19 protein-coding genes are annotated in these 18,884 nt (G+C 70.0%); 10 read left to right on the top strand and 9 right to left on the bottom strand.

Annotation, left to right across the window (positions count from 1 at the left end; translation table 11 throughout):
- The first annotated feature begins 56 nt into the window (after positions 1-56).
- The gene (locus WA967_RS06575; protein WP_424420277.1) at positions 57-626 is read left to right on the top strand and encodes a nucleoside phosphorylase; all 570 of its coding nucleotides are present in this window, start codon (positions 57-59) and stop codon (positions 624-626) included.
- A 35-nt stretch (positions 627-661) separates the two neighbouring features.
- Here WA967_RS06575 and WA967_RS06580 read toward each other — a convergent pair whose 3' ends face one another.
- The 3 genes from WA967_RS06580 to WA967_RS06590 all read right to left on the bottom strand — a co-directional run bounded on the left by WA967_RS06580 (position 662) and on the right by WA967_RS06590 (position 5,335).
- Positions 662-3,796 (bottom strand): AAA family ATPase, encoded by a 3,135-nt coding sequence (locus tag WA967_RS06580; protein WP_424420279.1) that lies wholly within the window; start codon positions 3,794-3,796, stop codon positions 662-664.
- A complete protein-coding gene (locus tag WA967_RS06585; protein ID WP_424420282.1) occupies positions 3,796-4,950 on the bottom strand; it encodes an exonuclease SbcCD subunit D in 1,155 nt (384 codons plus the stop codon). The genes WA967_RS06580 and WA967_RS06585 overlap by 1 nt, the downstream gene beginning before the upstream one ends.
- 82 nt (positions 4,951-5,032) lie before the next feature.
- On the bottom strand, positions 5,033-5,335 hold the full coding sequence (locus tag WA967_RS06590; protein ID WP_424420564.1) for a GNAT family N-acetyltransferase: 303 nt from the start codon (positions 5,333-5,335) through the stop codon (positions 5,033-5,035).
- Between the two features lie 348 nt (positions 5,336-5,683).
- On the opposite strand from WA967_RS06590, the gene WA967_RS06595 reads away from it, so the two are divergent.
- Positions 5,684-6,373 carry a winged helix-turn-helix domain-containing protein gene (locus WA967_RS06595; protein ID WP_424420285.1) on the top strand — a complete coding sequence of 230 codons (690 nt, stop codon included), beginning with the start codon at positions 5,684-5,686 and terminating at the stop codon, positions 6,371-6,373.
- A 133-nt stretch (positions 6,374-6,506) separates the two neighbouring features.
- The gene (locus WA967_RS06600) at positions 6,507-7,454 is read left to right on the top strand and encodes a DNA-3-methyladenine glycosylase family protein (RefSeq protein ID WP_424420288.1); all 948 of its coding nucleotides are present in this window, start codon (positions 6,507-6,509) and stop codon (positions 7,452-7,454) included.
- A 69-nt stretch (positions 7,455-7,523) separates the two neighbouring features.
- Here WA967_RS06600 and WA967_RS06605 read toward each other — a convergent pair whose 3' ends face one another.
- On the bottom strand, positions 7,524-8,189 hold the full coding sequence (locus WA967_RS06605) for a hypothetical protein (RefSeq protein ID WP_424420291.1): 666 nt from the start codon (positions 8,187-8,189) through the stop codon (positions 7,524-7,526).
- Between the two features lie 154 nt (positions 8,190-8,343).
- Between WA967_RS06605 and WA967_RS06610 the strand changes: the two genes are divergently transcribed.
- The 5 genes from WA967_RS06610 (at position 8,344) to WA967_RS06630 (ending at position 11,599) form a co-directional block, all read left to right on the top strand.
- A complete protein-coding gene (locus tag WA967_RS06610) occupies positions 8,344-9,495 on the top strand; it encodes a sensor histidine kinase (RefSeq protein WP_424420293.1) in 1,152 nt (383 codons plus the stop codon).
- Complete coding sequence (locus WA967_RS06615) at positions 9,492-10,211, top strand: response regulator (RefSeq protein ID WP_424420295.1); 720 nt, start codon at positions 9,492-9,494, stop codon at positions 10,209-10,211. The genes WA967_RS06610 and WA967_RS06615 overlap by 4 nt, the downstream gene beginning before the upstream one ends.
- A gap of 79 nt (positions 10,212-10,290) precedes the next feature.
- The gene (locus tag WA967_RS06620; RefSeq protein ID WP_424420297.1) at positions 10,291-10,704 is read left to right on the top strand and encodes a VOC family protein; all 414 of its coding nucleotides are present in this window, start codon (positions 10,291-10,293) and stop codon (positions 10,702-10,704) included.
- Between the two features lie 55 nt (positions 10,705-10,759).
- Positions 10,760-11,161 (top strand): VOC family protein, encoded by a 402-nt coding sequence (locus WA967_RS06625; protein WP_424420300.1) that lies wholly within the window; start codon positions 10,760-10,762, stop codon positions 11,159-11,161.
- A 126-nt stretch (positions 11,162-11,287) separates the two neighbouring features.
- Positions 11,288-11,599, top strand: coding sequence for a hypothetical protein (locus WA967_RS06630; protein WP_424420302.1), 312 nt, complete (start codon positions 11,288-11,290; stop codon positions 11,597-11,599).
- 3 nt (positions 11,600-11,602) lie between these two features.
- Here WA967_RS06630 and WA967_RS06635 read toward each other — a convergent pair whose 3' ends face one another.
- From WA967_RS06635 to thrC, 4 genes are all read right to left on the bottom strand, one after another.
- On the bottom strand, positions 11,603-12,034 hold the full coding sequence (locus tag WA967_RS06635) for an NUDIX hydrolase (RefSeq protein WP_424420304.1): 432 nt from the start codon (positions 12,032-12,034) through the stop codon (positions 11,603-11,605).
- Between the two features lie 145 nt (positions 12,035-12,179).
- Positions 12,180-13,637, bottom strand: coding sequence for an MFS transporter (locus tag WA967_RS06640; RefSeq protein WP_424420307.1), 1,458 nt, complete (start codon positions 13,635-13,637; stop codon positions 12,180-12,182).
- A 136-nt stretch (positions 13,638-13,773) separates the two neighbouring features.
- The gene (locus WA967_RS06645; RefSeq protein ID WP_424420310.1) at positions 13,774-15,114 is read right to left on the bottom strand and encodes a M20/M25/M40 family metallo-hydrolase; all 1,341 of its coding nucleotides are present in this window, start codon (positions 15,112-15,114) and stop codon (positions 13,774-13,776) included.
- A 164-nt stretch (positions 15,115-15,278) separates the two neighbouring features.
- Positions 15,279-16,697, bottom strand: a complete 1,419-nt coding sequence (gene thrC / locus WA967_RS06650; protein ID WP_424420566.1) for a threonine synthase — start codon at positions 16,695-16,697, stop codon at positions 15,279-15,281.
- A gap of 194 nt (positions 16,698-16,891) precedes the next feature.
- Here thrC and WA967_RS06655 point away from each other — a divergent pair, with 194 nt between their 5' ends.
- Both WA967_RS06655 and WA967_RS06660 read left to right on the top strand, forming a co-directional pair.
- Complete coding sequence (locus WA967_RS06655; RefSeq protein ID WP_424420313.1) at positions 16,892-17,350, top strand: carboxymuconolactone decarboxylase family protein; 459 nt, start codon at positions 16,892-16,894, stop codon at positions 17,348-17,350.
- Between the two features lie 48 nt (positions 17,351-17,398).
- Positions 17,399-18,283 (top strand): sigma-70 family RNA polymerase sigma factor, encoded by an 885-nt coding sequence (locus WA967_RS06660; RefSeq protein ID WP_424420315.1) that lies wholly within the window; start codon positions 17,399-17,401, stop codon positions 18,281-18,283.
- Between the two features lie 13 nt (positions 18,284-18,296).
- On the opposite strand, the gene WA967_RS06665 is transcribed toward WA967_RS06660, so the two are convergent.
- Entirely contained in the window at positions 18,297-18,791 is a 495-nt protein-coding gene (locus tag WA967_RS06665; protein WP_424420318.1) for a methylated-DNA--[protein]-cysteine S-methyltransferase, read from the bottom strand.
- Positions 18,792-18,884 lie beyond the last annotated feature (93 nt).

Here is an 18,884-nt window from a genome sequence, read left to right on the forward strand (position 1 = left end):
GCCTCCTTCGTCGGGTTCCAGTCTGGCCCACCGACCTGCCCTGACAGAATGTCTGTGTGAAACTTCTCGTCGCCGCCCTCGAATCCGAGCTCCAGGCGTTTCCCGCGCAGCTTGCCGGATTCGACCGCCTGGTGACCGGACCGGGCAAGCTCATGGCCGCGTTCGGCCTGACCAGGGCCCTGGATGCTCGTGATGCGGCCGACCCGTACGACGAGATCGTCGTCGTCGGCACGGCCGGAGCGGTCAGCGACGACGTCGAGTCGGGCATCTACGACGTCGCCGCAGCCATCCAGCACGACGTGCAGGATCTGGACGGCGTGATCGGTCGGCACGTGTCCCTGCCGGCGCGGGTGGAGACCGGGCGCGAGGGGGTCACGATCGCGACCGGCGACATCTTCGTCGACGACGCGGATGCCACCGCGCGCATCCGCTCGCTGGGCGGAGTGCTGGTCGACATGGAGACCTTCGCGTTCGTCTGGGTCGCACAGCAGTTCGGGGTGCCGACCCGGGTGCTGCGGGTGGTCTCCGACCGCGCGCAGGACGGCGCGACGCAGGTGTGGGACGACGTCGTGGCGGCGTGCAGCGCACAGCTGTGGGACTTCGTGCAGCGCGAGTACGACCTCTGAGACCGGGACGGTTCGGCTCTGCCGCGAGTCGCTGTTCACCCCCGCGGGGCGTCGATCACGCTGGGCCCGTCGGGCAGGGCCCGCACGGTCAGCTGCGCGGGGATCTGCTCCTGCATGGCCTCGACGTGGCTGATCACGCCGACCGTTCGACCGCCCTGACGCAGCTCGTCGAGGGTGCGCATCGCGGTCTCGAGGGTGTCGGCGTCGAGCGACCCGAAGCCCTCGTCGATGAACAGGGTGTCGAGCTGGATGCCGCCTGCGCGAGAGGTGACGACCTCGGCCAGTCCCAGTGCCAGCGCGAGGGATGACAGGAACGTCTCGCCGCCGGACAGCGACTTGGCGGGCCTGCTCTGCCCGGTGAACGCGTCGAAGACGACGATGCCGAGCCCTGACGCCTTGCCTCGTGCGGCCAGCGCGTCGGAGTGCTGCAGCTCGTAGCGGCCGGCGGACATGTCTCGCAGGCGCTGGTTGGCTGCGGCGACGATCTCCTCCAGCTCGGCGGCCAGCACGAACGTCTCGAGGTTCATCTTGTGCGTGTTGCCGGAGCGCCCGGCGAGCGTGTCGGCCAGGCCCCGCAGCACCTCGAACTCCTCGGCCTCGGCTGCCGAGGCAGAGTGCTCGGATGCCGCGGCCTCCACGGTGGACGTGAGCGCGGACCGCACTGCGCGGGCGCGGCTGTCGTCCTCGACTGCCTTCAGCCAGACCGTGCGGGCAGTGGCGGCACTCTCCTGTGCGGGTGCGAGCTCGATCTGCTCCTCGGGCAGCGCGCGCAGCTCGAGGTCGAGCAGCAGTGCGCGCTCCTTCTCCCGTGCCACGCGGTGCGCGGTGACCCGCTCGTCGAGTGCCTGGATCTCGGATGCCGACAGCAGGGCCTGCTCTGCCGCAGCGAGGTCGTCGAAGTCGGACGCCTCGATGGCCTGATCGCGCTCGAGACGAGCCGCGCCCGCCCTCTCCGCGGCCTCCGCATTCGCGTCGATCGCATCGGCCGCGGCCGTCGCCGCGGCGATCTGCCGCTGCGCCTCGGCCGCGCGCTCGGCGACGGTCGGGTGGTCGCCCCGCGCTTCGGCGATCGCCTGATCAGCGTCGGCGATGCGCTGCCGGATGAGAGACAGCGCAGTGCGGGCTGCGCCCAGGGAATCGGATGCCGTGGCACGGCGCGCCTCGACATCGGCCGAGTCCTGCCGCAGAGCATCGAGCTCGGCCGTGAGCGTCTGCGCGTGCTCCGCTGCTTGCAGCGCCGCCTCATGCGCGGTGCGGGCCTGTGCGAGCTCTTCTGCGGCCTGCTCGGCGGTGCGTCCGCCTGCCCGCTCGGTGGCTGCGGCAAGAGCCGCCTCCGCTGCCGAGCGAGCGCGCGATGCCGCCCGCTCGGCGTTCGCCGCGGCGTCGCGCGCAGACTCCGCCTCAGCGATGTCCTCGGCCGTCACCGGATCGACGTGCTCGGCGGGCGACGGATGCTCGACGGAACCGCACACCGCGCACGGCTCCCCCGCGACCAGCGCCTCGGCGAGTTCGCCGGCGTAGCCGTCGAGTCTGCGTCTGCGCAGCGCGGACAGATCCGCCTGAGTGCGGGTGTGCGCATCACTCGCCTCGGATTCCGCGAGGGCGGCGGCGGCGAGCTCGATCGTGAGCCGCTCGACGTCGAGCACGCCCGCGGCTCGTGCCTCGGCATCAGCGACAGCCCGCGCGGCGGCTCCGGCCAGCACACCCTCGGTGCGGGCAGTGTCGCGACGAGCAGCGAGCTGCGTCAGCCGCTCGGGGAGAGTCTCGCGCTCGAGGTCGATCGCCTCGAGCGCGGCACGCAGCGCGCGCTCGGCCTCACGGCACGTCGCGAGCTCGGTGCTGCGCTGGGGAGCGGATGCCTCGAGTTCGGCCGCACGCTGCCACGCACCGCTCTCGCGCGTGCGATCGGCGGCCCAGGTGCGGTAATGCGACGTGGGATCCGCGTGATCGGATGGACGACCCTTCACTTCGTCTCGCTGACGCTCGCTCAGTACAGGCGACGAGCTCAGGGACCCAGGATCCGGGCTCAAGGATCCAGGATCCGAGCTCAGAGGCCCGGAATTCGAGCTCGGGGGCCCGGCGACGAGGTCCGCGGGTGATGGCACACCCTCCACGACGGCCGCCCCGATGGCCTCCGCCTCCGCCTGCGCGGCCGCCTCGGCGGCTGAGAGCGCCCGCGCCGCCGCCGTGATCAGCGGGCGCAGGCTCTCGGCCGCACGTCCGCGATCTCGCCGGACCGCAGCGGCGGCGATCTCCTCGGCCTGCGCGTCCAGCTCGGCCAGCGCCGCGCGAGCACGGTCACGATCCACCTGGCCCTGCCGCTGCTCCTTCAGCTCGGCCAGCGCAGCATCCGCCGTGCCGAGCGCCATCTCGGACGCTGCTCGCTCGGTGCCGGAGCGTTCGACCTGGTAGTCCGCGCGGGTGATCGCCCGGCGCAGGCGCTCTATGCGGGCATCCGTCGTATCGGGTGCGGCATCCGCGTCCTCGCCCCACAGCTCGGATTCGGCGGTCAGCCGCTCGGCCTCGTCGAGCGTCGCGTCCACTTTCGCGCGACGAGAGCTGAGCGCGTTCTCGGCCGCGCGGCGCCGTTCGTCGAAACGGGCCTGATAGTCGGAGAACCGCTCGGTGCCGAACAGCCTGCGCAGCAGTGCCTGACGCTCCTTGCTGTCGGCCAGCAGGAAGTCTGCGAACCTGTTCTGCGCGAGCAGGATCACCTGCAGGAACTGCTCCTGGCTCAGTTGCAGGATCTCGTCGAGCTCATGCGCCACATCGACCACGCGGGCTGCGCGGCCGATCCAGTCGTCACCGACCTGCTGCTCCAGCAGCGCCGAGGGCTGCTGCGTGGTCATGCCGCCGCCGCGCTTGGCCGGCCGCTCGTACGAGGGCGAGCGGGTCACCCGGAAGCGCCCGGCCGACGTGCTGAACTCCACCATCACCGAGGTATCGTCATCGGGTTCGCAGTGGTCGCTGCGCAGCCTCTTCTCGCCGCCGTCGTACCGGGGCACGCCGCCGTACAGGCCGAAGCACACAGCATCCAGGATCGACGACTTGCCGGCGCCGGTGCGCCCGGCGATGAGGAAGATGCCATCGTCGGCGAACGCGTCGAAGTCGACCCGCTGGCGCGCGCGGAACGGCCCGAATCCCTCGACCTCCAGACGATGCAGATGCATCAGACGAGCGCCTCGGCGCGCACCCGATCGTCGAGCACCTCTCGGATCAGCTCGGCCTCGCGCTCGGTCGCGCCCTGCCCCGCACGCACGTGCTCGAGGAACGCCTCGACGCGCTCGATGTCGGCGACGGCCGTGCGCAGCCGCTGCGCGTAAGAGCGATCATCGGCGGCATCCGCGCCCTCGGGCTGGTGCTGCACCAGAGCGCAGAACGGGAACCGCTCGCGCAGCCGGCGCATGGGCTCGTGCTGCGGCACAGGGTCGGTGTAGACCGCGCACACCCAGTCGTCGGCGTGTGCTCCGACGTTCTCGTCGGAGAGGATCTCGTCGAGCGGGCCGGTCAGCGTGACCAGCGCGCGCGGCACCGGCAGCGCCAGCCACTGCGTGGAGGCGACACCACCGGCATCCAGCTCCACGAGCCACGAACCGCGCTCCTTGTGCTGCTCGCCGAAGCTGTAGTGCAGCGGCGCACCCGAGTACCGCACGCGCTCGCTGAGCTGCTGGCGTCCGTGGATGTGGCCCAGCGCGACGTAGTCGGGCCCGTCGAACGCCGCCAGTGGCACGACGTCGAGGCCGCCCTGGCGCACCTCGCGCTCCAGCCCCGCCGTGGGGTCGACCCCCGCGGCGAAGCAGTGCGCGACAGCCACCGAGCGGCCGTCGTGCACCGCCATGCCCTCACGCACCAGGCCCATGGCGTGGGTCATCACCTGCGCCTGCGTGCGCAGCACGGCATCCGCCCACAGACCGCGCACGATGGCCGGCTCCAGATATGGGATGCCGAAGAACCGCACCGGACCGTGCTGGTCCTCCACCGTGACGGGCGTCGCGATCGAGAGCGGATCCGTCAGCACGTGGATGCCGTCGCGCAGCAGGCGCGAGTGGAATCCGAGACGCGCAGCGGAATCGTGGTTGCCACTTGTCATGAGGACGGTCGCACCGGTCTCGTGCAGTGCGAGCAGGGTCTCGTCGAGCAGGGTGTAGGCGGATGCTGCGGGCGTGGCCGAATCGAACACATCACCCGCGATGATCACCACGTCGACGTCGTTCTCGCGCACCTGCGCCACCAGCGCGTGCAGCACCCCGGCCAGTGCCGCGAGCGTGGAGTGCCCGTGGAACGTGCGGCCGATGTGCCAGTCGGAGGTGTGCAGGATTCGCATACTCACACCGTACGGAAGGCCTCCGACATCGACGCCGAGGCGTGCCGAGCCGAGTGAGAGCGGCGTAGCGGCGGACGGAGTCTCAGTGCTCCCGCAGCAGGAACTTCTTGTCGGCGTGGGCCTCGAACCAGTCGCCGACATACCAGCACACCGCATCCACATTCCGGTCGCCGCGAGCCTCGATGTCGGCCACCGCACCCTCCACGACCTGCGCGGCGTAGCCCTGCCCGCGGAACGCGGGAATCGTGAACGCCCTGGTCAGAGCCACAGTGCGCCCGTCATCGCGGTAGTCCAGCACGCTCACCAGCACGCCGTCTCGCCGCAGCGCGAAGCGCGAGGCATCCTTCTCGTCCGTCAGCACGAACTCGGGCGCATGCGGTAGCAGATTCACACCACAACGTTACGTCGTGTGACGACGACGGGATCGGGTCGTTTTGACACAGAGGGACATGTTGGGAAATAATCAGCCCCATGACCACCAGCGCAAGCCCTTTGTCCGCCCAGGAGGCGAACAGGACTGCCGGCATGATGATGCCCGGCTGCGTTGGCATGTGTTGCCGAATGTGTTGCTAAGGCGCAACCGAACAGATCTGTCTGTCTCGCCCTTCTCATCTTGAAGGGCGGATCTGTGAGCGCCCACCCGCAGCGCTCATTCCCCTACCGGCTCATCCCGGTCATTCGTGCAACACCTCCAGAGCCCCGACGGCTCGCATCCTTCCTGAGGAGCATCATCATGTCGAACTCCGCACTTCTCGAGCGTCCCATCACCGCCCCGGTCCGGATCATCTCCGCCGCTGACGCCGCCGCCGATCTGCCCTCCATCCGCTCGCCTCGCGGTTTCGCCCTCTACGTCGGCATCGACGAGATCAAGGCCGCCGAGTCGGGTGTGAGCCTGCCGCTGCTGGTCGACGCGCTGCGTCGCACGCTCGCCGAGCTGGCGCCGAACGCCGAGACCCACGCCACCGTCGCGCTGGCCCCGCAGTCCGCCGGCGGTCGCGACCTGGACGTCGTCCGTCTCGCCCTGCACGAGCCCGGCGCCATCGCCCGGGCGCACGCCGCCGTCGAGGAGGAGAAGGACGAGGATGCCGGCGTCGTCGTCGACATCTCCCGCAAGCGCGTGCTGCTGGACGGCGAGTCCGCCGCCTTCACCTACAAGGAGTTCGAGCTGCTGCAGTATCTGGTGCTGCGCGAGGGCCGCACCATCGAGCGCAGCGAGCTGGTCTCGGCGCTGTGGCAGGCCTCCTCCGAGGAGGATGCCCCGGGCGAGCGCACCATCGATGTGCACGTGCGTCGCCTGCGCGCGAAGCTCGGCCGCCACGAGGACATCGTGCGCACCGTCCGCGGCGTCGGCTATCGCTTCGACCGTCACGCCGACGTCACCATCCGCTACGGCCACGGCACCCCCTCTCCCGACCGCTTCTGATCCTCGCACCGACCCGCGTCGCCGAGACCCCGCCTTCTCGCTGAGACCCCGGCGTACGGGCGCCCGCAGCACGGGGTGTCGCCGACGACTCGGGGTGTCGGGTGATGTCGGCGGGCGCGCGTAGGGTTTCGGTATGACATTCACGGATGCCGCGCTGCACGCCGCCACGGCAGCGCGCGAATCCGTGTACCGTCCCGGGCATCCGCTGGACCTCGCGGCGACGGTGGGCATGCTGCGCCGGGGTGGCACCGATCCGACGATGGTCGCCGATCACGGGCGGCTCTGGATGGCGTTCCGCACGGATGCCGGGATCGCGACCCTCTGCCTGCGACAGGCATCTGATGGTGTGCATGCCGCGGCCTGGGGGCCTGGCGCCGGTGAAGCCCTCGACCAGGTGCCCGCACTGTGCGGCGCGGACGACGACCTCACCGGGTTCGACGTGTCCTCGCATGCGAAGCTGGCGGAGATCGCGCGGCGCAACCCCGGCATCCGCATGGCCCGCACCGGCCGCGTGCTCGACGCGCTGATGTGCGGGATCCTCGAGCAGAAGGTCACCGGGATGCAGGCATTCGGCGCGTGGCGACATCTCGTCTCCCGGTTCGGGCAGCGCGCACCGGGACCGACGCCCCGGCCGATGTTCGCCGCGCCTCCGGCCGGCGTCTGGCACAGGATTCCGTCCTGGGTGCTGCACCGTGCGGGTGTCCAGCCGCCGCAGGCACGCACCATCGTCCGCTCCGCGGCGCGGGGCGACAGCATCCGTCGCGCCGTGCTCGCGGCACCCGACGGCGATGCTCGTGATCGCGTGCTGACCAGCCTGCCGGGAATCGGGCCGTGGACATCGGCCGAGACCCGCATCCGCGCCCTTGGGGATCCCGACGCCGTGAGCGTGGGTGACTTCCACCTCGCGCACGAGGTGGGCTTCGCGCTCACCGGCAGCCGCACCGACGATGCGGGGATGCTGGCGCTGCTGGCGCCGTGGTCGGGCCACCGGCAGAGGATCATCCGGCTGATCTTCGCGAACGGGGTTCCCGAGCCCCGCCGCGGCGCACGGATGGCGCCCGAGGACCACCGGAACCGCTGACGTGCACGGCGATGACGGGGCCGGCGTCCGGAGTCCGCCGGCCTCGTGATGCCACCGTTCACGCGCCTCTCAGCGGGCCACAACCGCAGCGGGTCGCGCGGTCGTGTGAAGCGGCGACCGCGCGACTGCCACGAACACGGCCCCCCAGGCCGCGGCCAGGGTGATCAGCTGCACGACGCCCGCGATCGGACCGCCGAACAGGTTGGCCCCTGCAGTCACGATCGCCGCGATCGGGACCCAGACGGGCACGCGGTGCGCGGCCCGCAATCCCACGGTCAAGATGATCGGACCGAGCGAGTAGCAGACCAGGAACGTGACGAGCAGGATGGTGCCAAGCGGCTCTCCATCCGCGGCACTGCTGGCCGCCTCCTTCATGTCGACGCTGAGGTGCGCGTTCGCGATGGTGCCGTAGACGCCGAAGAACGCCGCGAGGTGTCCGATGCCGGCCGCGAGTCCCAGCCCGGTGATCAGGGCACCGATGCGCGTGGCGAGCCCACCGCGGCCGATCGCCAGGTCGGCGACGGGCGCGAGACCCGCGAGCCACACGACGGGGCCGAAGACCGACAGCATTCCGATCAGGAGCCAGGTGGTCGGAAACTGCTGCGCGACCGCCACGGGTGTCGTGTCGGACCCAGTCGGCTGCATCAGCCACTGGACGATGTTCGCGATGATGAGGGTGAGGGGTCCGACGCCGAGGCCGATGAGCGCGACAGCGCGGGCGAATCGAGTGTGCATGAGAGCTTTCCTTTCGTTGCCGAGAGCTTCAGCATCCGCCGCTCACCCTCATCGTCGCGTCGCCATGATGACGGAACGTCGTCCCCCGAGCGGAGGCTTCGTGTAGGCCGAACGGGGGACACGCGGCAGGCAGCCCGTCGCTAACATGAGTGCCATGCGGCGCGTCCTCGCACGGTTCGGGCGGCGCAGCGCTCTGGGCTTCCCCGCCCCTGATCTGGCGCTCGCCGGGTTGCTGTGCGCCATCGCCGTGACGAGCGCACTGACCGGGAACCCCAGTGAAGGCCCTCTGGCTCTCACCCTGCCGGTGGCGGCGATCAGCACTCTTGCGCTGGTATGGCGGCGGCGCCTGCCGCTGCTGATGATCGCGCTCATCGTCGTCGCGGGCCTCACGCAGACGCTGCTGTCCCAGGATCCCGGTTCCCTGTGGTCACTGGTGGTGTATGCGATAGCGATGTACTCGCTCGCGGCATGGTCATCCGAACCGACCGCGGCGGTCGGCGGCGGAGTCTTCGTCGCGGCACTGCTGTTCGAGGAGGGCTTCCGCGGTGGCGTCGATCAGGTCTTCATCCTTCTGCTGTTCGGCTCCGTGTGGCTGCTGGGCCGAGCGGCCCGCTCCTGGCGCGGCAGGGTGAGCCTGGCCGAGCGGCGGCAGCAGGAGGCCGCGCAGCTCGCGACGGCCGAGGAGCGGCTGCGGATCGCCAGGGACCTGCACGATGTGATCGCGCACAGCCTCGGCGCGATCGCCGTCCAAGCGGATGCCGCAGAGGCGGCGCTCCACGTGGCGCCGGAGCGGGCGGTCGCACCCGTGCGGGCGATCCGCGAGACCGCGCGGAGTTCGCTCGCCGAGATCCGTCTGGTGCTGGACCAGCTGCGCGCCGAGGAGGTCATCCCTGCACCGAGTCTCGGCGACATCCGCGCGCTGGTGGAAGACGCTGAAGGTTCAGGCATGACGGTCTCGCTGACCATGCCGCCGGACGTCTCCCGCATCCCGGCGGAGGTGGGCAACGCCGGCTATCGCATCGTGCAGGAGTCGCTCACCAACGCCCGGCGGCACGCGCCGGGCACCGCAGTCGACGTGTCCGTCCACGTCGATGCCGCCTCCGTGGTCATCCGCGTCGCCAACGCCCGGCCGAGCCCGGCACCAGCATCCGACGATCCGAGTCCACTCCGGCTGGCACCGGGGCATGGCCTGTCCGGCATGCGGGAGCGCGTGCGTGAGCTCGACGGACGACTCGAAGCGGGACCGACCGCGGAGGGCGGGTTCGCCGTGCACGCGATTCTGCCGTTCCCGGGGAGCCCCGCATGATCCGCGTGCTGATCGCGGACGACCAGGTGCTCGTGCGCACCGGATTCCGGCTGATCCTCGATCTCGAGCCCGACATCGAGGTGGTCGGCGAAGCGTCCGACGGCGACGAGTGCGTGCGCCTCTGCGCGCGCACCGACCCGGATGTCGTGCTGATGGATGTGCGCATGCCGCGGATGGACGGCATCCAGGCGACACAGCGGATCACCGAATCGGGGCGCCGCGCCAAGGTGCTCGTGCTGACGACGTTCGACCTCGACGAGTACGTCTTCGACTCCCTGCGCGCCGGGGCCGCCGGATTCCTCCTGAAGGATGCCCCGAGAGAGCAGCTGATCTCGGCGATCCACCAAGCGGTCGAGGGCGACGCGCTGCTCGCACCATCGGTGACACGGCGGCTCATCGAGCGGTTCGTCAAAGTCCTGCCGACTGAGGCCTCCTCCTTCGCCGCGCTCAGCGGACGAGAGCACGACGTGCTCGAGCTCGTCGCGCGCGGGATGTCGAATGCGGAGATCGCCCGTCAACTGTTCCTCGGCGAGGCGACCGTGAAGACCTACGTCGCACGACTGCTGGCCAAGATCGGCGCACGCGATCGGATACAGGCCATCGTGATGGCATACGAGCAGGGATTCGTGCAGCCCGGACACCAGAACGACACACGCACGCCCTGCACCGGCTCCGGCGTTCCTCGGCGTGACCCGCAGCCCACGGCCGACTCCTGAGAACCCCTTGCCGATGTCGGTCGCGGGTCGCAGACTTACCGAGTCGGGATACCCCGGCATCCGATCGGAAGGCGAACCGATGTCCGTTCTGACCCCGTACCTCTCGTTCCGCGACAATGCGCGCGAGGCGATGACCTTCTACCAGTCGGTGCTCGGCGGCACCCTCGACCTCATCGAGTTCTCGATGTTCCCCGACATGCCGCAGGACCCCGCCGACGCGGGCAAGCTCATGCACGCCTGGCTCTCCACTGACGACGGCATGGTGCTCGCGGGCTCCGACACCCCCACCGGCATGGAGTACCAGGCGCCGCAGGGCGTCTCCGTCTCGGTCAGCACCGACGACGCCGACCGCGCGCAGGAGATCTGGGACGGTCTGGCCGATGGCGGCACCCCGGTGATGCCGTTCGACGACGCCCCCTGGGGCGACCGCTTCGGCATGATCGTCGACCGCTTCGGCGTGAGCTGGATGATCTCCGCGAACCGGCCGCAGTGACACCCGGCGGCTGATGCCCGTGCCGGATGTCGGCGGCATCCTGCACACTGTGGGGATGGCGACTTTCGATCATCTCGGCATCAGCGTGCACGACGTACCCGCGGCCTCCGCGCAGTTCAACCCGATCTTCGAGGCGCTCGGCTACCTCCGCGCGTATGACGCCGAAGATCATGCGTACTGGCGCAAGGACGGTGAACCGGAGATCCTCTTCTACCCGGCACGCGAGGCGGGCGCTCACGTGCACGGCCGCGTTGGCTGGCAGCACCTGGCTTTCGCCGTCGACTCCCGCGCCGAGGTCGACCGCGTGCACGACATCGCGCTCGCCGCGGGCTGGGCCGAGGTGCGCGCACCGAAGGAATACCCGCGCTTCACCCAGCGCTACTACGCGGGCTTCATCGAAGATGACAACGGCATCCGCCTGGAGATCATGCACAACCCGCCGCGCGACGCGGCCTGACCTGCAGGCCCGCTCTGCTCTCCACAATCCGGGCCTTCGCAGGAGTTCTCCACAGTCCCTGGGCGTCCAGGCAGCCGGCGTCCGCGGATGGTGGCATCCTCGATGCATCGGTGCGACGATGAGGAGATGCTGTTGATGAACGAGGCGCAGACGTGGGCGATGATCGGGTCGTTCGTCGCTCTCATGGGCGGCATGCTCACGATCGTCTCAACCCTGTTCCTGCGGGTGATGCGCGCCGAGATCGGCGGTCTGCGCGGTGAGATGCGCGGCGAGATCGGCGGCCTGCGCGGTGAGATGAGCGCGCGGTTCGAGGCGATGAACGCCAGATTCGACGCCGTCGATGTCAGGTTCGACGCCGTCGACAGGCGAATCGACGGGATCGACCGCGACGTGCGCGCCCTGGTGAAGAACACCTTCGGTCTGGACAGAGACCAGTAGCAATCAGGCGAGCCCGCGGGCGAGTTCGAGGATCCCCTCCGGGTACAACGGCAGCTTCCCTTCGCCGAGTTCGTCCAGCGGCCACCAGCCAGCAGTCGATCGGCTGTCGAGGTTCCCGCGGCGCTCATCCAGGGGCATCCGCTCCAGCTCATCGCTGCGCAAGGCGAAAACGTGCACGACCTCGTGTCCTCGACGGCCGTCGAGAGTGAACAGGTTCTCGGTCACGGCCAGCAGCCCGCCATCCTGTACCTCGACGGCCAGCTCCTCCTGGAATTCTCGCCGCAGCGCCTCGGCCGCCCGCTCGCCGAACTCGATCCCACCGCCGATCGCGCGCAGGAACGCGCCGTGCGTCTCGGTGGCCGGGTACTCCTCGGCCAGCACGTGCCCGTCGCGGACGATCAGGCCGACGGCGATGTTGCGGATGCGCTCAGTCACCGGCCCAGCGTAGCGGGCGGAACGGGATCCGTCGGGCACAGATCCGCGATTGCGGGGCAGCAGCACGGCGAGAAACGCGATCCGGTCCTGCAGCTGTTCCCGAGTCGTGCCGGTGCACCCGTCTCGGAACCGGCACCCGCCGATGTCACGACGCGGCCGCGACCTCCCCGTGATCGGTGAAGGCCTGCTTGGGGACGAAGACCAGCAGCACGGCGGCGACCAGGGCCGTCACGCCGCACACGATCCACACGGTCATGTAGCCGGAGAAGGAACCGGCCGTGCCGTGCGCACCGCCGGCCACCACGCCGTTCAGCAGCGCGATGCCGAACACGCACGAGGCGATCGCCCCGCCCACCGTCTTGACCGAGTTGGTCAGCCCCGTCGCCACACTGGTCTGCGTCGACGGGGCAGCGGATGCCGCAGCCGCCGGGAGAGCTGCCACCAGAGCCCCCGACCCGAGACCCACGATGATCATGTTGATGATCACCTGCAGGTACGTGCCGTGCAGCGGCAGGAACAGCAGAAAGCCGAGGCCGACGAGCACCGACGCGCCCATCAGTGTCACCCGGGGCGCCGTCAGGCGCGCGATCACGGGGAACAGCAGCGCCCCGGTGATCATGGCGATCAGGTAGATGCCGATGATCAGAGACGTGGCGAAGCCCGTGGTGCCGAGTCCGTAGCCGTACACGGCGGGGTCGGTGCGCGCGAAGGTCGACAGCGGCGCCTGCGCGCCCAGCACGCTCACGCCGAACAGCCCTGCGGTGAGGAAGACCGGACCCAGCGCGGGCGAGCGGAACATCCGCACGTCGATCACCGGGTCGTCGTGGCGCAGTTCCCAGCGAACGAAGGGAATCACCAGCAGGATGCCGATCACCACCACCCCCCACGACCAGAAGCTCGTCACACCGCCGGGCAGCCGCAGCAGGCTGAGCCCGCCGGTGAAGGCGATGAGCGCGAGCGAGATCAGCACGATGCCCGTGGTGTCCAGGCGTCCGCCGGTGAGCTCAGGAGACTCGGTCACCCCGAACAGCACCACGAAGAAGCACACCACGATCAGCACCGCCGGCACCAGCAGCACGATCCACAGCGGCAGCATGTCGATGAGCGCGCCGCCCGCCAGCGCACCGATGATGGCTCCGGTCTCCAGCGCCGCCACCAGCATCCCCGCCGCGCGGGCCGTGATGACGGAACGGCCCTGCATAGACCGCGATCGCGACCAGATCAGCGCGATCTCCAAAGGCAGCCACACGACGTAGAACCCCATCAGCGCCCAGCCGATCAGGAACACCACGAAGGACGCCGTGAACGGCAGCACGAACGCGGCCGCCCCGGTCAGCGCCGTGGAGATCAGCAGCATCCGCTTGTGCCCGATCATGTCGCCGAGCTTGGCGAAGGCCGGCACCACCAGCGCCGAGAGCATCAGCTGAGACCCCTCCAGCCAGTTCACGTCGGCGTCGTGAATGCCCAAGTGCCGGGCGATGTCGCTGAGCATGGGCGTGTAGTAGCCCTGCAGCACCCCGCTGGTGAACTCGACGAACGCGAGGAATCCGACCACGCCGGCGAGCGCGCCGAGGGTCACGCGGGTGGGTGCTGTGCGCGTCATCGCGCCTCTCCTTCAAGTGAACTCGTTCGCAGGTCCCGCCAATGGATCCTGAGCCTGTCGAAGAGCCGCTCGGCGCTTCGACAGGCTCAGCGACACCGCACGGGGTCGGAGACCCGAGGTCGGCTACCGGGTGAGTTCACCCTAGTCGCTCGATGAGCGCACGATGGAACCGCTCCCCCTGCGCCAGCGCGTCGATCTCGACATACTCATCGACGCCGTGGATGGCCGCACGCTGCGTGCCGGTCATCGTCAGCGGCGCGAAGCGGTAGACGGCAGGCGAGAAGCGGTGGAAGTGCCGCGAGTCGGTGGCGGCCATCATCACGTACGGGGTGGCCGGGATGCCGGGATGCGAGACGCTCAGCGCCTGCTCGAGCAGTTCCCACTGGGCCCCGCCCGCCGGTGACTCCGGAGAGGGACCGGATCCGTCGACGACCTCGATGGCCACCAGCGGGTCGTCGATGCGGTCGCGCATGCGCAGCACGGTGCCGTCGACGGTCTCGCCCAGCGCCAGGCGCAGGTTGATCGTGGCGGATGCCTGCGACGGGATGACGTTGGCGGCCGTGCCGCCGGACTGCATGGTGGCGGCGACCGTGGTGCGCACGAGTGCCGCCGGCTCGCCGCCGAGCCGGGAGAACACGGCGGCGGTGATCGCCGGCATCCGGCTGAGGATCTTCAGGCCGAGCCCCGCCGCTCCGGGCGTGCGCGTGGCGAACTGCGCCAGCATCCGATTGATGGCTTTCGGCGTTCGCGCCCGGAACATCGACGGGTCCAGACGGTCCACCGCGCGCGCGACGCGGCGCACCGCCGTGAGCGTCGGCGGGGTGGACGCGTGGCCGCCGTCGCCCCGTGCCGACAGCCGCAGGGTGACGATGCCCTTCTCGCCCACGCCGATCATCGCGGCGCCGCCCGGCACGAACGGCAGGGGCGAGTCGACCACGGCTCCGCCTTCGTCCAGCACCAGCCAGGGAGTGATGCCGCGCGCGCGGAACGCATCCGCAATGGCCAGAGCCGCAGTGCCGAAGGTCTCCTCGTTGCCGCCGAACGAGAGGTACACGTCGCGGGCCGGTGTGAACCCCGCTGCCAGCAGGTTCTCGACGGCCTCGATCACGACGATCAGCGGGCCCTTGTCGTCCAGCGCGCCGCGTCCGTAGACGCGCCCCTCGGCGATGCGCCCCTCGAAGGGCGGGTACGTCCACGGGTCGGACTCGCCGACCGGCACGACGTCGTAGTGCGCCATCAGCACCACCGGATCGGATGCCGCATCCCGCCCCTTCCAGTGGAACAGCAGCCCGTAGTCGGTGTGCTTCTCCAGGGTCAGGCGCTCGTGCACGAGCGGGTACAGCTCGCCCAGCAGCGCCTCGAACGCCGCGAACGGGTCATGCCCGCGCTGCTCCAACTCCGCCGAGACCGTCGGCAACTGGATCATCCTGGACAGGCGGTCGGCGATACCGGGGCGCACGGGGCTCTCATGCTGCATCCGCTCAGCCTATTCGGCGCGCACGGGGCAGCCGGCACCGATACGAATCGGGGGCCGACACGCCACATGTCGGCCGGGTCCGGTGAGAACGGCCCCCGATCTGGCGTGTCGGCCCCCAGACTGTCACCCGAGACGGATGCCGTGCGCCGACCACACCCGGCGGGTCAGTGCAGGGCGTGCTCCGCGACGAACGCGCGCAGCGCCTGCTCGTCGTCGGCCATCTCCGTGACGTGCTGCGGGGCATCCAGCATCCGCTGCAGCTCGGGCGAGTATTCCAGCTCCACGCCGATGGCCTCGGCGATGGTCTCGGCGAACTTCTGCGGCTTGGCGGTCTCCAGCACGAGCATCGGCACGTCCTGCTCGACGTACTGCCGGGCGACGGTCACGCCGTCGGCCGTGTGCGGGTCGATGATCTCGCCGGACTCCTCGTGCACCGCTCGGATGGTGGCCACGCGGTCCGCGTGCGTGGACGTGCCGCTGACGATGCCGAACTCGCTCTCGAAGCGCGGCTGCTCGGCGGAGAAGTCGAAGAACCCGTCGCGGTCCAGCGCCGCCCAGGCGTCCACGACCCCCGACGCGGAGCGCCCGACGAGCGCGTGGATGAAGCGCTCCAGGTTGGACGCCTTGGAGATGTCCATCGACGGGCTGGAGGTGGCGAAGGTGTCCGCGGCCGAGCGCGGCCGGTAGATGCCGGTGCGGAAGAACTCGTCGAGCACGTTGTTCTCGTTGGCCGCCAGCACGAGGCGACGGATCGGCACGCCCATGCTCCTGGCGAAGAAGCCGGAGAGGATGTTGCCGAAGTTGCCCGACGGCACCGCGAAGGACACCTCGAAGCCCTCACGCTGCTCCGGCTCCACGGCATCCGTCACCCGCAGCCAGGCCCAGAAGTAGTAGACGACCTGGGCGGCGATGCGCCCGAGGTTGATGGAGTTCACGGCGCCCAGGTGCTGTGCGTGCTTGAAGTCCAAGTCTCCGGAGAGGCGCTTGACCAGATTCTGGCAGTCATCGAACACGCCCTCGACGGCGATGTTGTGCACGTTGGCGTCGTCGAGCGAGTACATCTGCGCGCGCTGGAACGTGCTCATCCGCCCCTGCGGAGACAGCATGAACACCGCGACGCGATCCTTGCCGCGCAGCGCGTGCTCAGCTGCGGATCCGGTGTCTCCCGAGGTGGCGCCCACGATGTTGAGCACCTGGTCCTTGCGCTCCAGCACGTACGAGAGCACCTGGCCGAGGAACTGCATGGCCATGTCCTTGAACGCCAGCGTCGGCCCCTCGGAGAGGCCCACCAGCGTGATGCCGCCGCCGATCGAACGCAGCGGCACGACCTCGTCGGGGAAACCTGCGTAGGCGGCATCCGTCATTCGAGCCAGGTCCTCGCGCGGGATGTCGGTGGCGAACAGACCCAGCACCTCGGCGGCCAGCTGCGGGTAGGTCAGCGTGCGCCAGCGCTCCAGCGTCTCGGCGTCGACGAACGGCATCTCCTCGGGCACGGCCAGGCCGCCGTCGGGTGCGAGCCCCTCGAGCAGGGTCTCGCTGAACGGCCGCGGCGCCATGCCGCCGCGGGTGGAGACGTACCGCATATCGCTGCTGGGCAAGAGGACTCCTCGGTGGATCGCTCGGGGTCTTCCATTGTCGCAGGATCGCGTCGTGCGCGAGGCCGGATGACGAGCGGATGCCGAAGGCGGGCGCAAAACGGATGCCGATGTCACACCCGTGCGAGATGATCCGACAGTACTGATGAGGGCGTCGAGTGATGCCCGGAGGAAGGAACATCATGACCAGGATCGACATGGCACGCACCAACAAGCTCGGCTACGCCGCGGTGCTCGGGATGGAGGCGTACTCCAGCAAGGCCGTGGACAAGCGACTGTACGAGCTCATCAAGCTGCGCGCATCGATCCTCAACGGCTGCGGATTCTGCGTGGACATGCACGCCACCGACGGTGCGAAGCACGGCATTCCGCAGCGCGTGCTGCACGCGGTGGGCGCCTGGCAGCACGCCAAGAACCTGTTCGAGCCGAAGGAGCTGGCCGCCCTCGCGCTGACCGATGCGGTCACGAAGCTCGGTCCCGACACCGTCACCGACGAGATCTGGAACGCCGCAGCCGAGCACTTCACCGAGGGTGAGCTGGGCGGCATCATCATGGCCATCGCGACCATCAACGTGTGGAACCGCATCGCCATCGCCACCGAGATGCAGCCGCCGCTGGACGACAAGCACCCGATCGCCTGACGTCGTTCAGGCCGGTCCCGACCCCGGCATCCGAGGTAGCGTGAAGACATGACCCCGCCCACCGCCGCCACCCGCGCGTGGGAGGCGGAGCGGGGTCGCCTGATCGGTATCGCGTACCGGATGCTGGGTGACTTCGGCCACGCCGAGGACGTCGTCTCGGAGGTCGCTATCGACGCGCTCCGCGCCGAGAAGGCGGATGCCGAGCTCGTGCGCTCCTGGCCGGCCTGGCTCACCACCACCTGCGTGCGCCGGTCCATCGACCGGGCGCGCTCGCAGGCCGGCATCCGCGAGGACTACACGGGGCACTGGCTGCCCGAGCCGGTCGCGACCTCGCGCCTGCCCGAGGATGCCGTGGCCGATCGCGAGATGCTCTCGCTGGCGCTGCTGCACCTCGCCGAGCAGCTGACACCCGAGGCTCGTGCGGCGGTCGTGCTGCACCGGGCGTACGGGATGCCCGCCACCGAGATCGGCGAGATCCTGGAGAAGTCGCCGGCGGCGGTGCGCCAGCTGATCTCGCGCGGCGAGCGCCGGCTGCACCTGGATGCGGATGCCGCACATCCGCGCGCTGCGGCCCCACGGGCGCTCGATGCCCTGGTGGATGCCGTGCAAGCGGGCGACCTCGGCGCTCTGATGGCGCTGCTGACCGATGACGCCATCCTGTGGACCGACGGCGGCGGCGTGGTGTCGGCCACCCGCAACCCCATCTTCGGAGCCGAGAAGGTGCACCGCTTCTATGCGGGCGTGCTGGGCAAAGCGAAGGCGCAGGGCAGCACGGTCGCCATCGCCTCGTTGGAGGTCAACGGCGAGCCGGGCTTCGCCCTCACGCATTCCGGCCGCACGGATGTGCTGACGCTCGAGTTCGACACGGCGGGCCGCATCCGCGGCATCCGCCAGGTGTGCAATCCGCGGAAGCTCACGCGGGCCTTCGGCTGACCGCACGCACCGCTCAGAACAGCGCGGTCGGCAGAGCACCCTCGTGCTCGAGCAGCCACCGCTTGGTGAGCAGCCCCTCGCCCTCGCGTCCGCCGGAGTAGCCGCCGAGCCCGTCGCCGGCCACCACGCGATGGCAGGGCACGATGATCGGGATGGGATTGGCGCCCATGATCGAGCCGATGCCCCGGGCGGGAACGGTGGTGCCGCTGCGCGCGGCCAGCTCGCCGTAGGTGACGGTCTCGCCATGGCCGACGGTGTCGTACAGTGTCATGAGCACCGCGCGGGTGGCCTCGGTCTGGCGGCCCAGGTCTAACGGCACGTCGAACGCCGTCAGGTGCCCCGCGAAGTAGGCGTCGAGCTGCGCGAGTGCCTCGCGCACGAGATCGTCGGGCTCACCGGCATCCTCTTCTTCCGCCTCCCGCACCCAGAACACACGTGTGATGGCAGCGCCGTCGCTCTCCACGCCGACAGCGCGCACCGGCGTCTGGATGCTGCCGCGGAAGCTCATGCTCCGAGGCTACCCGCGGGCGGGGACACGCCGGGGCGCCCCTTCGACAGGCTCAGGGACCCGGACTCGCAGCGCGACCAGGTCCGCAGCAGG

It is taken from the genome of Microbacterium sp., assembly GCF_049650565.1.
In the GTDB taxonomy this organism is placed as follows: Bacteria; Actinomycetota; Actinomycetes; order Actinomycetales; family Microbacteriaceae; genus Microbacterium.